The sequence below is a fragment of the Thalassospira sp. TSL5-1 genome (assembly GCF_001907695.1).
In the GTDB taxonomy this organism is placed as follows: Bacteria; Pseudomonadota; Alphaproteobacteria; order Rhodospirillales; family Thalassospiraceae; genus Thalassospira.
In genome coordinates this window covers 42,679-57,314 of the sequence record NZ_KV880637.1, presented here as the reverse complement: position 1 = coordinate 57,314, position 14,636 = coordinate 42,679, and the positions used below count along the sequence as shown (strand labels likewise).

At 54.3% G+C, this 14,636-nt stretch carries 14 protein-coding genes; 6 read left to right on the top strand and 8 right to left on the bottom strand.

Annotation, left to right across the window (positions count from 1 at the left end):
* Positions 1 to 18: 18 nt before the first annotated feature.
* Genes LF95_RS00265 through LF95_RS00255 form a run of 3 tightly spaced genes read right to left on the bottom strand, consistent with a single transcriptional unit; the run spans position 19 to position 3,469 of the window.
* Positions 19 to 1,293 (bottom strand): SAM-dependent methyltransferase, encoded by a 1,275-nt coding sequence (locus LF95_RS00265; RefSeq protein WP_073953154.1) that lies wholly within the window; start codon positions 1,291 to 1,293, stop codon positions 19 to 21.
* Complete coding sequence (locus LF95_RS00260) at positions 1,286 to 2,146, bottom strand: DUF1365 domain-containing protein (protein ID WP_143181898.1); 861 nt, start codon at positions 2,144 to 2,146, stop codon at positions 1,286 to 1,288. Before LF95_RS00260 ends, LF95_RS00265 begins: the two co-directional genes overlap by 8 nt.
* Positions 2,147 to 3,469 (bottom strand): NAD(P)/FAD-dependent oxidoreductase, encoded by a 1,323-nt coding sequence (locus tag LF95_RS00255; protein ID WP_215905637.1) that lies wholly within the window; start codon positions 3,467 to 3,469, stop codon positions 2,147 to 2,149.
* A gap of 232 nt (positions 3,470 to 3,701) precedes the next feature.
* On the opposite strand from LF95_RS00255, the gene LF95_RS00250 reads away from it, so the two are divergent.
* Together LF95_RS00250 and LF95_RS00245 are read left to right on the top strand one after the other, a co-directional pair.
* Positions 3,702 to 4,292 carry a sigma-70 family RNA polymerase sigma factor gene (locus LF95_RS00250; RefSeq protein ID WP_073953152.1) on the top strand — a complete coding sequence of 197 codons (591 nt, stop codon included), beginning with the start codon at positions 3,702 to 3,704 and terminating at the stop codon, positions 4,290 to 4,292.
* Entirely contained in the window at positions 4,289 to 4,993 is a 705-nt protein-coding gene (locus tag LF95_RS00245; protein WP_073953151.1) for a ChrR family anti-sigma-E factor, read from the top strand. Before LF95_RS00250 ends, LF95_RS00245 begins: the two co-directional genes overlap by 4 nt.
* Positions 4,994 to 5,081: 88 nt before the next feature.
* Here LF95_RS00245 and LF95_RS00240 read toward each other — a convergent pair whose 3' ends face one another.
* The 3 genes from LF95_RS00240 to LF95_RS00230 form a co-directional block, all read right to left on the bottom strand.
* Positions 5,082 to 5,963, bottom strand: coding sequence for a 23S rRNA (adenine(2030)-N(6))-methyltransferase RlmJ (locus tag LF95_RS00240; protein ID WP_073953150.1), 882 nt, complete (start codon positions 5,961 to 5,963; stop codon positions 5,082 to 5,084).
* A gap of 15 nt (positions 5,964 to 5,978) precedes the next feature.
* On the bottom strand, positions 5,979 to 6,782 hold the full coding sequence (locus LF95_RS00235) for an rRNA large subunit pseudouridine synthase E (protein WP_083607426.1): 804 nt from the start codon (positions 6,780 to 6,782) through the stop codon (positions 5,979 to 5,981).
* A 67-nt stretch (positions 6,783 to 6,849) separates the two neighbouring features.
* The gene (locus LF95_RS00230; protein ID WP_073954721.1) at positions 6,850 to 7,575 is read right to left on the bottom strand and encodes an SIMPL domain-containing protein; all 726 of its coding nucleotides are present in this window, start codon (positions 7,573 to 7,575) and stop codon (positions 6,850 to 6,852) included.
* A gap of 222 nt (positions 7,576 to 7,797) precedes the next feature.
* Between LF95_RS00230 and LF95_RS00225 the strand changes: the two genes are divergently transcribed.
* Positions 7,798 to 8,472 carry a D-lyxose/D-mannose family sugar isomerase gene (locus LF95_RS00225; protein WP_073953149.1) on the top strand — a complete coding sequence of 225 codons (675 nt, stop codon included), beginning with the start codon at positions 7,798 to 7,800 and terminating at the stop codon, positions 8,470 to 8,472.
* A 108-nt stretch (positions 8,473 to 8,580) separates the two neighbouring features.
* On the opposite strand, the gene LF95_RS00220 is transcribed toward LF95_RS00225, so the two are convergent.
* Positions 8,581 to 9,348 (bottom strand): TPR end-of-group domain-containing protein, encoded by a 768-nt coding sequence (locus LF95_RS00220; protein ID WP_252509604.1) that lies wholly within the window; start codon positions 9,346 to 9,348, stop codon positions 8,581 to 8,583.
* Positions 9,349 to 9,839: 491 nt separating this feature from the next.
* On the opposite strand from LF95_RS00220, the gene LF95_RS00215 reads away from it, so the two are divergent.
* The 3 genes from LF95_RS00215 (at position 9,840) to LF95_RS00205 (ending at position 12,734) form a co-directional block, all read left to right on the top strand.
* Positions 9,840 to 10,961, top strand: coding sequence for a GGDEF domain-containing protein (locus LF95_RS00215; RefSeq protein ID WP_073953148.1), 1,122 nt, complete (start codon positions 9,840 to 9,842; stop codon positions 10,959 to 10,961).
* A gap of 193 nt (positions 10,962 to 11,154) precedes the next feature.
* Positions 11,155 to 12,339 (top strand): BaiN/RdsA family NAD(P)/FAD-dependent oxidoreductase, encoded by a 1,185-nt coding sequence (locus tag LF95_RS00210; RefSeq protein ID WP_073953147.1) that lies wholly within the window; start codon positions 11,155 to 11,157, stop codon positions 12,337 to 12,339.
* Between the two features lie 209 nt (positions 12,340 to 12,548).
* Positions 12,549 to 12,734: a PLD nuclease N-terminal domain-containing protein gene (locus LF95_RS00205; protein WP_073953146.1), complete on the top strand. Its 186-nt coding sequence runs from the start codon at positions 12,549 to 12,551 to the stop codon at positions 12,732 to 12,734.
* Positions 12,735 to 12,845: 111 nt separating this feature from the next.
* Here the strand turns inward: LF95_RS00205 and LF95_RS00200 are convergent, their stop codons facing one another.
* Positions 12,846 to 14,627, bottom strand: a complete 1,782-nt coding sequence (locus LF95_RS00200) for a TRAP transporter permease (protein WP_073953145.1) — start codon at positions 14,625 to 14,627, stop codon at positions 12,846 to 12,848.
* Between the last annotated feature and the right edge of the window lie 9 nt (positions 14,628 to 14,636).

Here is a 14,636-nt window from a genome sequence, read left to right as displayed (position 1 = left end):
CACAATCGCACGGGCATATCAGTGTGCGCCATCATCATGTCCAATCACAAACAGGCCCACATCAATGGTCCCGGCTTCAAACCCGGTCTGGCAATAGGACAGGTAATATTCCCACATCCGTTTAAAGCGGTCGTCAAAGCCCTGCTTGGCAATGGTTTCCCAGTTATGCTGAAAATCGCGCTGCCATTCCGCCAGAGTGCGCGCATAGGACTGACCAAAAAATTCCGAATGCTGAAGTTTGAGCCCTGCCCCATTCACCGCCTTTTCCAGGGCAGAGGGAGAGGGCAACATCCCACCGGGGAAAATATAACGCTGAATAAAATCCGCCCCGCTGCGATAACCATCAAAGCGATCTTCGGCAATGGTGATGATTTGCAAAACCGCCTTGCCACCCGGGCTTAACCGCTGGCGCACCATGTCAAAATAGGTGGCCCAGTTTTCCTCACCCACCGCCTCGAACATTTCAATCGACACCAGATGATCATATTGCCCGTCCTGATGGCGGTAATCGCGCAATCGCATAATGGCGCGGTCGCCCAGCCCAGCATCGCCAAGGCGCTGGCGGGCATAAGCAAGCTGTTCGTGCGACAGGGTTACGCCATCGACATGGCAACCATATTTGCCCGCCGCAATTTCGGCAAAACCACCCCAGCCACAACCAACCTCCAGCACTGTTTCACCCGGTTTAAGCCCGGCAAGTTCACAAATGCGGTCATATTTTGCCTGCTGGGCTTCGGCCAGCGATTGATCATCGTGCTGATACAGGGCGGAGGAATAGGTCATGCCGGGGTCCAGCCACAGCTTGTAAAAGTCATTTCCCAAATCATAGTGATAGGAAATATTGCGCCGCGAACCTTCGAGGGTATTGGCATTGCGCAAATGCGCCGCCCGATACATCAGCCGGGCAAAAACACCGGCGGCAAAGCGGGCCTTGACGATGTTTTCATTGGCAATGGCAAACCGCATCAGACGGGTTAGATCCGGGCTGCGCCATTCGCCTTCGATATAGGCCTCGGCAAAAGCCAGATCGCCCCCGGTGAACAGCTTGCGCAAGGCGCGCCAGTTACGCAATTCCAGCACGGCATGCAGGTCCAGTTTTTCGCGCCCGGAAAAATTAAGGGTGCGTCCATCGGGCAGAACCAGGGTTAACCGCCCATAATGCAAATGCGCCAAAATCCGCACCAACATGCGTTCCAGCATGGATTTTGGCCGCATGACGCTGCCGATCAAGGGCAAAACACGTTCGCGTAGGGAACGCACAACCATTGAATTGGACCGGGAACGATCAGGCATGATGATTACCTTTTCCTGACGTGGACAGAAGGGCAGCACCGTTGCTGGCAACATAGGTGATACGGTTTTCGGGCGGGGTCGGGCGACGATGGAAGGTGAAACCCTTGCGCCACAAATGCACCGCTTCCCAGTGAATACCGGCAACGACCTTGAGCGTCATAAGCGGGTATCGCACAAAGGCAGATAGAAGATTTCGATCTGTCATCGACGTGCGGTTTCCGGCAAAGGCGGCATTCAGAAAAACACCGGCATCATCACTTTCGGCAATGACAACAGCCACCTTTTCGCCGGGCGGGCAAATGCGAAACCGGTAATCGGCCTTCATGCCGATAAAGGGGGATACATAAAACCCCTTGGCGCATTGCTGATGCACAACGCCCTTGGCATCATGACAATCATCCGTCACCGGAATTAAATATCCGTGCCGGTCGCCAAAGGTGTTGGACACATCATGTAAAATGGCCCCAAGCCCCCCATCTTCCCGGTAACAGAAATAAACGCTTAGCGGGTTAAAAACGAACCCCAGAATGCGCGGATAACACAGGATTTCAATGCGGGCACCACAATCGCCTAGACCGTTTTTCTGCAGGATGTCGAGGATTTGCGCCTTGATATCGGTGCGCTCCCCCTGGCCAAAATCGCGGTCATGAAAAGAAAACAGGTTAAACCGATTCCGGCTGAAAAACCTGAGGCGACGATGCAGGTCGTCAATTTCGTCAAGGTCAAACAAAAACGACACCACCCGATAGCGCAGGCGATGCTGGCGCGGGCGCACACGCTGATGCGTGACCACACCCTGATACAGGGCTGAACCCTGTTCTGACATCACCTTTTGCTCGCCCGATTGTGCCATTTATGCTGCCTCTGTTCCGGTGCCTTTTTGACGCACAAGCGGGGTGACATGAATACGCCCGCTTTCATTTTCGACATTCCAGGGGCGGCGTACCGCCCCCACCGCCTCGGCCACGGCCAGGCCGGACTGAATGCCATCTTCATGAAATCCATAGCCAAAATAGCTGCCGCAATACCAGATATTGTGCGTGCCCTGCACGTTCCACAACATGCGCTGGGCTGCCATCGCATCATTGTCAAAGACCGGATGATCATATAAAAACGACCGGATTACCGACCCGTCACGCGGCTGAACCGGCGGATTGAGCGTCACAAAAAGCGGCTGGTTTTCATCAATATGCTGCAAATGGTTCATCCAGTAGGTCACACAGACCTTGGGCACATCACCCCCCGAATGGCGCAGATAATTCCAGCTCGACCAGACCTTGCGGTTCTTTGGCATCAGCGTGGCATCATTGTGCAAAATCGCCAGATTGCGCTCATATCGAAAGGACCTTAACAAACGGGCGACGGCAGCATCAGGCTCCGGTTGCAGGGCAAGGGCCTGGTCGGCGTGGCAGGCCAAAATCACATGGTCATAGTCTTCACGCTGACCATAGCGATCCTGGACAAAGGCACCGCCTTCCGTGGTGGGGCCAACTTCGGCCACGGCACGGTCCAGCACCACAGTGCCAATACCGGCCAGCATACGCTGCACATATTGGCGCGACCCGCCAACAACCGTGCGCCATTGCGGACGATCTTTTATTTGCAGCAGGCCGTGATTGTCACAAAACCGCACAAAGGCCGCGACCGGATAAGACATCATCATATCGACCGGGGTTGACCAAATCGCCGCCCCCATTGGCAAAAGATGATCATCGATAAAGGCCTGGCTGTAGCGGTGCCGGGTGAGATACGCACCCAGACTTTGGGCCCCGGCTTCCGGGTCCTGCAGGACCTTTGGGGCCTCGCGGTAAAAACGCAAAATATCGCGGATCATGGACCAGAAGGACGGACGAAACAAATTGCGCTTTTGCGCACACAGGCTGGCAAGGTCGCTGCCACCATATTCAACCCGGCCATCATCTAGCGATGCGGCAAAGGACATATCGGTTGCCGTTGTTGGCACATTCAAATGATCAAACAGCGCGCACAGGTTGGGATAGCTTTTGGTATTATAAACAATGAACCCGGTATCAACCGGAGTGCTTCCCGCCTCAACCGTATTGGAATGACCGCCGGGGCGATCATCCTTTTCATACAGTGTCACGTCATGCTTTTGCGACAGCAGCCACGCCGCCGAAAGACCGGAAATACCGGAACCGACGACAGCAATTTTCATTCTGGAGCCAGAGACAATCATTCTGTGTGCCTGCTTGCAGTTTATTGATATAACTTACATATAACTACGAGCAACACATGGATACGGATCAAAAAATTACGATGGCTCTCAATTAATTACAGGTTAGAGCACAAAAATTTTGATCCTTGTGATCCAGGCATGAAAAACAGCCGTATCTCGACACATGATGCAAACTGTCGCGGTTCGGTCCGACAAGGGACCAGGGAAACTCATGAACGGTACAGCGACAAACAGACGCGCCCCGGCCAACCCGGAGGATGCCCGTCAGTATGCCGACTGGATCGTCGCGATTGCGGCTTCGCGCGATAAGGCCGCCTTTGCCCGTCTGTTCGCCCATTTCGGGCCACGGGTAAAGGTTTACATGTTCCGTTTTATCGGAACCCAGGAAATGGCCGAAGAACTTGCACAGGAAACGATGATGCAGGTTTGGCGCAAGGCGCATTTGTTTGACCCGCAAAAAGCCGCGGCAAGCACCTGGATTTTCACCATTGCCCGTAACCTTCGGATCGACCGGTTACGGCAACGCAAACATATCGAAGTGGACGAGGCCGACCCAACGCTGATTGTTGATGACGCCCCGATTGCGGACGAAGTTGTCAGCCAGAGCCAACAAGCCGCCCTGGTACAAAACGCCCTGGTCGAGTTGCCACAGGATCAAAGAGTGGTCGTGGAATTGTCGTTTTTTGAAGACATATCGCACAGTGAAATTGCCGAAAGGCTAAACATCCCGTTAGGCACGGTAAAATCACGCCTGCGGCTTGCACTGGGCAAATTACGTAATGGACTGGAGGGGGTATCATGAACATCAAACACCACCCGACAGACGAAACATTGCTGGCCTATGCCGGCGGCACCCTGTCCCAGGCGATGGAGCTTGTCATTGCCACCCATATGACCCTGTGCCCCCATTGCCGCGCAAAAGTTGCCGACATGGAGGCCTGTGGCGGTGCCATGCTGAATGGCAGCGACGGCCTTGCCATGAATGTCGATGCGCTTGATCAGGTCATGGCGATGATCGAACAGGAAAGTGCCAACGAAAACATGCCAGCCCCCGCGGTAACGGCACCGCGCCGGGTGGCCGTTGCGCCCAGCATGCGGGGCAACGCGGTGCCATCTTTGCCAACCCCGCTTGCCAACCTGCTGCCGGAAAACATTTTGTCGCTGGAGGATATTCCCTGGCGCAGCCTGGCACCGGGTGTGAAGCATTTCCCCTTAAAATCTGTGCAGACCAAGGGCACGGTCCGGCTGCTTAAAATTGCCCCGGGTATTAGCATTCCCGATCATGGGCATGGCGGTCATGAAATGACCCTGCTGCTCAAAGGATCCTATATTGATGATGTGGGCCGGTTTTGTGCCGGTGATGTGGCAGACTTGATGGATGATACCGACCATCAGCCCATTGCCGATACTGCCGAGGATTGCATCTGCCTGATTGCCACCGACGCACCACTGAAATTCAACGGAATTTTGCCCAAATTGCTGCAACCCTTTATCGGGATGTAATCGCAGCATAAAGGGCAACAAACAGGTTACTTGCCGACTGCACCAGCCACACCGCATTGCGGGGCTGGTGCTTTTTTCTATGGTATTTTTATTGTGCGTTTACCAGCCAGTCCAACTGGTGTGCCGCAGGCCCGGGCAACTGCACCACCCCGGCCAGCCAATCACCGATTTCAGCCAATTGTGCATCAAGCTGGAAAGGCGGGTTCACAATCAAAAGCCCCGAACCCAGCATTCGGCCCCTGGCCCCGCCGTGGCTGGCAGCAAGCTCGCTGCATAAAACCCCGCCCGGTGTCTGGATCTGGCGGAACATCTGGTGTAATTCGCCCTCAAATCCATCGGTCAGGATCGGATACCACAGCATATAGGTTGCCGTGGCCCAGCGGCGGTGTGCAGCCATAATCGATTTGGCGGCACGGGCATAATCCTGCTTCACATCATAGCTGGGATCCATCAGGACCATTCCCCGGCGGATCGTCGGCGGTACCATCGCCACCAAGCCTTCATAACCGTCGCGTTTTTGCAGGTTGATCCGCCGATCATGATACACGCGACGGTCCAGCGTTTCATATTCACGCGGATGCAATTCCATCAGCAAAAGCCGGTCGCCTTCGCGCAGCATTTTTTGCACAATAAAAGGCGAGCCCGGATAATAAACCGGTTTTCCGCCTGTCTCACCACTCTCTTCATTATGCAGGTTTTCCGGCACAAACCCTGTTACCAGGTCCAGATAGGGTTTCAGCGCGGCCGGGATATTGCGTCCATGCTGCACTGCAGCAATCCCAGCTTTCCACTCGCCGGTTTTTTGCGCCTGGTGGCTGGAAAGATCATACCAGCCCGCCCCGGCATGGGTATCAATCACGCAGAAGGGCTTATCCTTTTTTTGCAAATGCGCAAGGATCAGCACCAATGCGGCATGTTTGTGAACATCGGCAACATTGCCGGCGTGAAACCCGTGCAGGTAACTCAGCATTTTTTAATCCTATCCCTATCGGCCAGACCGCGGCTTTGCCCCACCAGAACGCCGCCCCCGGCGTTTTACCCTATCGCCCTGCCCGGCCCCATCTGCGGGTTGGGGTTTATAACGATTACGCCGGTTTTTGGCAGCACCATCTGATCCCTCTGCTGCGTGGCGACCGTTTTGCTCCTCCGTTTTGCCTGGCACGGCCTTTTTAAGACCTCCGCGAGACCGTTTTTGGCGCAGGCCCGGGTTATCGCGTGCGGATGGCGGGGGTGCTGCAGGGGCAGCAACCTCGATTTCCCGCCATTGCCCCGGTGCCAGCCCATCGAGAGACCAGTCGCCAATCGCATAGCGGATCAACCGCAAGGTGGGAAACCCCACGGCGGCTGTCATCCGGCGGACCTGGCGGTTACGGCCTTCGGTAATGCCAAGTTCGATCCAGCTTGTCGGAATGGATTTACGAAACCGGACAGGCGGGTCCCGCTCCCACAATCCTTCAGGTTCGGCGATCCTTCGAACTTTGGCAGGCAGGGTCATCCCATCCTTGAGCATCACACCTTTGCGCAAGGCATCCAGTGCCGCGTCATCCGGCTCGCCTTCGACCTGCACCCAGTATGTTTTGGCCTTTTTGTATTTGGGATGCGCGATTTGGGCATTGAGCGCGCCATTATCGGTTAACAGCAACAACCCTTCGCTATCGCGATCCAGCCTTCCGGCGGCGTAAACGCCGGGCAAATCGACATAATCGGCCAGCGTCGACCGGCCATTTTCTTTGTCGGTAAACTGGGTCAGAACCCCATAGGGTTTATTTAATAAAATCAGTCGCGCCATAGCTGCCGCATAAAGCCGCTTTTTTCCAACAAGTCAATTGGTGCTGATAATACCCGACAGATCAGGATCAGTCTTCCAGCAGATATTCCATTGTTGTGACAACCCGCACGGTTTTATTGATCTGGTTGGTTTCGGTGGTATTGGGGGCGCCATCTGCGGCCAGAATTTGAAACAAACCCTGGTTGGCGCGACGAATGCCGCCCAGCTTGCCACCGGAATCCTGGGCAAATTGCTGCGCACTTTCACGCGCATTGGCGGTTGCCTTGGCAATCATCTCGGGTTTGATATCGTTGAGCTTGGTAAACAGGTAACTTGGCCCTGCATTATAGCCCTGCCCGCCCAAAACAATGCCCTTTTGCAGCAATTTGCCAATATCCTGCGAGGCCTTTGCCACTGCTTCCACATCATTGGAGCTGACCTGCACCGTCTGGCTGACGATATAGCGGCTTTCAACCGGGCCGGAACGATAGCTTTGCGCGAGTTGATCCGTCACCTGCAGGTTTTGCAATTCGGTCTGATCACGCGAAATGCCATGAGCCTCCAGGAACGTTTGCAGGGTTTCGGTATCATCCTCAATTTTTTGCTGGGCGGTTTGCAACACATCATTGGTGGCCACAAAGGTAATCGGCCACACCGCACGATCCGCCTTTACATCCTGTTCGGCCAGGCCCTTGACTGTCACAAAGCGATCCAGCGAGCGCATATTGACAATGCCCTGCCCCACCAGCGCCCCGGCACCAGCAATCCCCGCCGCCACAACGATTGCCGCAATCACAACCGAAACCTTACCCATGAACCCTCCAATAACCGTAATTGTCATTTGTGCCATTCAACCAGAACCCGATAAATAGAACCGCCAATCATGGTGAAAGTTTGATCGCCATCAGGGGACTTGAATCCATTCAAATTCTCGTCGCACAATAACAACAGCCATGTTAAAACCACGCATCTTTTACGGATGGCCTTTTTGAAAAGTCATCTCGTGTGGCACAACAGATCTCAGGGGACTGCGCCCATGCGTCGCTCGGAAATCAATGCCTGCATCCGGCAGGCCAAGGACCTTTACAATTCGATTTCGTTTCGCCTGCCCGAATGGGCGCATTATTCGCCAGCAGACTGGGAACAGCAGCCCGATCTGGCACAATGGTGCCATGCCCACCAAATGGGCTGGGATGTGACCGATTACGGCGAAGGCCGTTTTGCCGAACGCGGGCTAATCCTGTTTTGCGTGCGCAATGGCATTTTGCGCCAGCCCGGCGAAGTGCCCTATGCCGAAAAAATCATGATTGTCGGCGAAAACCAGGAATGCCCGTGGCATTATCACAAGGTCAAAATGGAGGACATCATTGTCCGGGGTGGCGGCAATCTGGTGATAGAACTTTATAACCTGGGCAAAGATGGCGAAATGGACAAGGAAAGCGATGTTCAGGTTCGGACTGACGGCAAACTGAACATCCTGCCTGCTGGCGGCAAAGTTGTGCTGGAACCGGGCCAGAGTGTCACGCTGCCGCGCACCATGATCCATCGCTTTTATGGTGAAGAAGGCAAAGGGCCTGTCATCGTTGGTGAAGTATCGCAGGTCAATGATGACCTGACCGATAACTATTTCTTCGATACCGACGCCCGCTTTACCAAAATTGAAGAAGACGAAGCGCCGATCCATCCGCTATGGAATGAATTGGGCCAGTAACCGCCTTTCCGTTACCGACGATAAACCAAATGCAAAACACCACCTGCTGATGCGCCAGGTGGTGTTTTCATATCGCGACAATATGCACTCCGAATCCCGTCGCGCACCCTATTCAGCCGGACGATGACCGTCACTTTCGCTGCGCGGACCCAAAATTTCCGAAAATTCCGGCATGTCACGCAAATTTTCAAACTCCTCTTCCGACCAGGCCGGTTGGCGCATGGCATCCGAAAGCTCGACGGCGCGCTGCAAATCGGCCAGGGCAGCCTCGCGAAACCCAAGGCCTGCATTGGCACAGGCACGTTGATAATGCCCATTGGCACTTTCGGGGGCTTCGGCCAGCAGGCGATTGCACAAGCTTAAGGCCCAGTCGCGTTCACCCAGCATCAGGGCCGCATCGGCCTTATAGGCCATCACTTCCGGGTCGCCGGGCGACATTTCCAGCATTCGGTCATAAATCTCGATCTTGGAGCGCGGGTTACTCACCTGATTGGCCTGTAACCAATAGGCATGCAGGCTTTGAGTGCGTTCAATTTCGCGCTGGTTCTCGTTAATGACCTGGCTTTTCTGGCGCAATTCCTCTTCAAGGGCGCTTAGGCGCGTTTCAAATTCGTCCGACAAACGGCGCAATTCGGTATCGGCCAGGGATCGCACGCTGGATTTCAACTCGCGCAGGGACTGCCAGCCCAGCATGGTCAAAAGCGCGCCCACCGCCGCGACAAAATAGAAAAAATAGGTAACGGTATTGGATGAATAGCTGATCGCCTTGTCAATCGCCTCAAGCTGGCGGTTGACCACTTCACGCATCAGCTCTGTCCGCATGCCCTGCATGTCTGTGCGCAGCGACTTGATCTCATCAAGCAGGTAACGTTCCATCAGAGGTGGCAGATTGGATCTTTCATCTGCGGTGATTTTACGCAAATCAACAACCCGAGATGGAGAATCGAGAGGGGCTGATTCTTTTTGTTGCTGCGCAAATGCAGAAGAACTTGCCAGCAGGCCGATAAGAAATACAATAATAATTCGTCTAACGTGCAGTCCTGACACCTGCGAATACCTCCCGATTGTTTTTTTCTTGTTCCAGCAAGAACAACTATCGTCCCGAATCGTTATAATTGCCCAAATAATAAACAGTTTAAACCTTTTCGATGATTTTGACTCAAATCAAGACAAAACAGGGGTGCTTAGACCTATACAAAGGATAGGAAATACTATATTTGAGTTCTAGAATTCTGTGTGCCTGATGTCTGCCTAAATATGCGACAATGAAAAGGCCGATCCTGGGACATATTATTTGATCCGGACGTCTGGTAGCGCAGATGCTGATCCAATGCCAACATTCCAAAACACCCGGGACTTCAGAGTTGATGAACGACCATGCCGACGCAATTAACAAGGCCCAGAAGCTCGCAACGGAAACCGTTGCGTTGCTCTCCAGCCTTGATGTTGCGCCGACACCTTCAAACTATGCGCTGTTTTACCATTATTTGTCCGGGACAAATCCGGAACTGACGCGAACCATAAATATTCTGCGCTCGAACCATCAGGAATTCGATCTACTGCGCTGTCATTATCTGTGTGAACGTTTTTTTGGTTCACAGGCCTTCGCACCAACGCTATCAGGCCATGCTCCCGATTATTATCAGGGGGAACCATCACTCCATTCCCGGCTGATTGACGCCCACCCGCCGCATATGTCGGAAACAGCAATTTTTGCACCGGCGCACGACGGTATCAATAGCAACAAAGACAACACGGAAAAGGCCCGTCACAGCGATCAATCAAAAGAAGACGATACGGTTTCTTCCGAAATTTCCCGTCTGCGCCAGGATCTGGAAGAGATGCGCAAGGAGGCAATGACCGACCCGCTAACCGGTATCGCCAACCGCAAAATGTTTGACCAGCAATTGCGCAACCGGGCAATGGAGGCAATGGAAAATGGCACGCCGCTTTGCCTGTTGATGATCGATGTTGACCATTTCAAGCAGTTCAACGACACCTATGGTCATCAAACCGGCGACCAGGTCATCCGCCTGCTGGCCCAGACATTACGCGACAATATCAAGGGTCGCGATACCGCTGCACGTTATGGCGGCGAGGAATTTTCGGTTATCCTGCCACGCACCAATATTGCCAGCGCCCGCCAATTGGCAGAGGCCATTCGCAATAATGTCCGGCAGAAAAATGTTATCAGCGAAGTCGATGGGACGCAGATCGAAAAAATCACGGTATCGATTGGTATCGGCTGCTTTGAATTTGGTGAACCCCTGGGGCATCTGATCCAGCGGGCCGACCAGGCACTTTATCTGGCCAAGCAGAACGGTCGTGATTGCGTTATCACCGAAGACGAACTGGACCTTTCTGCCAACCATCATTCAGGCCAGCCCGAGGCAACAACACAGCTTCTTGTTCCCCAGGCACCCAAACCCGCTGATCCACAAATCCGCCGCAAAAATCAGCCCAAAAAAACCAAAAGCATTCCGGCCTGAAACGCGACAAGCGATCTGGCACCTGCCCCTAAGCTTTTGGGATGCCTTTTGCACTTCCTGCACGGCTCATTAATGATGCGGCGAAGCTGGTAGTGGCAGAGGCAGTAACAATGGCAAAGGCTGACAGGGCTGTATTTTCCGCCTATAAGCGGGCCGAACAATTTACCTGACCGACAGAAAGAATAGAAAAGCTGTGAAAAACCTGGACGTGATCATTATTGGGGCCGGTGCGGCGGGGCTTATGTGCGCCATAGAGGCGGGCAAGCGCGGGCGTAGCGTTATGGTTATCGATCACGCCAGCAAACCGGCGGAAAAAATCCGTATTTCGGGTGGCGGACGCTGTAATTTTACCAACCTTCACACCCGCCCGGAAAATTATATCTCGCAGAACAAACGATTCTGTGTTTCCGCCCTTAAACGTTACACCCAGCACGATTTTATTGCCCTGGTAGACCGCCACAATATTGCCTGGCATGAAAAAACTCTGGGACAGCTTTTTTGCGATGACAGCTCCTTTCAGATCATCGACATGCTGCTTGATGAATGTGACGACGCGAATGTTGACATTCGCCTCGACAACAGCATTCGCACCATCGAACCCGCCCAGCGCGGTGGTTATGTCGTGACCCTGCAAAGCGGCGCCAACTGGCATTGTCATTCGCTGGTGGTCGCCTGTGGTGGCCTGTCGATCCCCAAAATCGGCGCGACCGGGTTTGGCTATCAGATCGCCCGGCAATTTGGCCTGGATATTGTCCCCACCCGGGCCGCCCTTGTGCCCCTTACATTTGATCCCGATACCCGTGCCGATCTGGGGCAACTGGCAGGTATTTCGGTGGATGCGGTTGTTTCGCACCAGAAAACCAAATTCCGCGAAGGGTTGCTGTTTACCCATCGTGGCCTTAGCGGCCCGTCGATTTTGCAAATTTCTTCCTATTGGCGCGAAGCCGAAACCATCAGCGTTAACCTTAATCCCGAACAGGATGCCTTCACGCTTTTGAAAACCGCCAAGGATGAAAGCCCGAAACAGGCGGTTCATACGGTTCTCTCACGCATGCTACCCAACCGGCTGGCGCAATATATTACCGCACGTCACGGTCTGGACCGCCCGATTGGCGAAACCGGTGACAAGGCGCTGCGCAAACTGGCAAGTGATGTCAATCAGTGGCAAATCGCCCCCCAAGGCAGCGAAGGGTATCGCACTGCCGAAGTCACCCTGGGCGGGGTGGACACGCGCGAATTATCCTCGCAAACGATGGAAAGCAAAAAGGCACCCGGCCTGTATTTCATCGGCGAGGTGGTGGATGTCACCGGGCATCTGGGCGGGTTCAATTTCCAGTGGGCCTGGTCATCAGGCTGGTGTGCAGGTCAGGTCGTTTAACAATAGGGCAACATACCAGGCCAACCACAACACGTCATAAGACCAAGCTGTGTTTACGCTGGTGTGTTCATATCCAGGTCTATGACCGGTTGCCCTCACATCTCCGGCGTGATCGGGAACATTCCCGCTTTCACAAACGTTAGCCTGTTAATTGAATACTCAGCAATGGTGGCACGCCCACCAATACAAATAACAAATGAGGTTGGGTTATGACAGGTTTTGACGGCATCATTGGCCTTATCATTCTGATTGCCGATATTTGGGCCATCATCAATGTCTTTGGTAGTGGTGCAAGCACCGGCTCAAAAATCCTTTGGACGATCCTGATTCTTGTCCTGCCCGTGGTCGGGCTGATCATCTGGTTCTTTGCCGGCCCGCGCAGTTCGCGCGCTTAAAGACAGGATTTCTGCTGTAAAAAACAGCCAGACAAAACACCAAAGAAAAAGGGATACCGCATCATCGCGGCATCCCTTTTTTCATGCCATACGCTTAACCAGCGACCAGGGTTAAAACCCGAACAGAAAAGTTATCGCCGCCCCGGCCCCGATCAGGGCCATGCGTAGTGGCCAAATACGCGGGGAAATAATACCAAACGAAATGGCGCCCAGCCCCACCGCGACCTTAAGCGACGCGCCAAGCGCCAGTAATGGATGCGCGCCCAAAAGCAACAGGGACGGGTTTGCCACCATTGCCAGCGGCACCAGATAAAGCCCGACACCCAGCGACATGGCCGTACCGGCAACCTTGAGCCAGTTTTCCTCGACCATACCAGCCGCAATAAAAACCGCCCCGCAGACCGGTGGGGTGATGGTGGAAAGCAGGGCAAACCAGAACACGAATAAATGCGCCTGCAAAGGATCAAGACCCAATTCCCCCAGGGCAGGCCCGGCAACCGAAACGCAAATCACATAGGCCGCCGTGGTCGGCACTTCCATGCCCAGTACCAGGCAGGCAATAGCGGTTAGCAACAATGCGGGCCACAACATGCCGCCGGAGCCTGAAAGCAACAGCGAGGTAATTTTAACGCCAAGCCCGGTTAAGCCCAGCACCCCGATCACAATGGAAGCACACAAAATGATTGCGGCAATCATGGAAACCTGACGCCCGGCATTCAGGCAGACATCCATAAAGCGGTCGCAACTGCGCCGCACATCAAACGTCAACCCGGCATCAAAGAACAGCAACACCGCCCCGGCCAGAAGCGCAATGCAAGCGGCATATTGCGGGGTATAGCCCCCGCCAAACATGCCCCACAGCAAAATAACAAACGGCACCAGGAAAAAGGCCGATGTAATGACAACCGCACGCAGGCCCGGCCGGTCCTCTTCGGGCAGGCCGGGCAGGTCATAACGCCCGGCATAGGCGTTAATGCCAATCCAGACAGCCAGAAAATACAAAATTGCCGGTGGCAAAGCCGCCACCATGATTTCGGCATAGGGATGACCGGTAAGCTCGACCATCACAAAGGCCCCGGCCCCCATCAAAGGCGGCATGATCTGACCGCCCGATGACGCAACCGCCTCAACCGCTGCGGCCAGACGTTTGGGGTAGCCCAGCTTTGTCATGGCAGGCAGGGTAATGGCCCCGGTCGAGGCCACATTGGCCGATGCCGAGCCGGAAATGGAGCCAAACAGGGCCGAGGAAATAACCGATACCTTGGCCGCCCCGCCACGCAAACGCCCGGCCGCTGCCCCGGCAACATTCATAAAGCCCTGACCTGCTTCACCGGCATTCAAAACCGCACCAAAAATAACAAAGATGGCAACGATGCTGACCGAAACACCGGTCAAACTGCCCCACAGGCCGCCTTCGGCAATGGTCAGCGTGCCCAGCATGCTTTCCACCGGCAAACCGCCATGACCAAATTCGCCGGGAATATACTGCCCCCAAAAACCATAGATCAGCGCCAGGCTTGCCACCAGCGGCAGGGGCCAGCCAATGGCCCGACGCGCCATTTCCAAAACCGTTATCAGCAGTGCCAGCGACAGGATGATTTGGAAATTATCCGTCAAAAAGCCGTACTGGTCGGAAAGTTCACTATGATGCCAGGCAATCCAGAGACAGCCAAACAGCCCGACTGCCGTAAACAGCGTGCCCGTGACTTTTTGCAGCGGCGTCTTTGCCACAAAAATCAGCGCCCAAGGCAAAGCCAGCGCCATATGCAGCGGGCGACTGACCAGGTTTGGCACCAGGCCCGAAAAAATCAGCCAAAGATGAAAGACAATGGATAAGGCACCCAGCGCGATCCAGACCCACCGGCCCAAACCGGGTTTGACAGCAGATTGCATGATATTCCT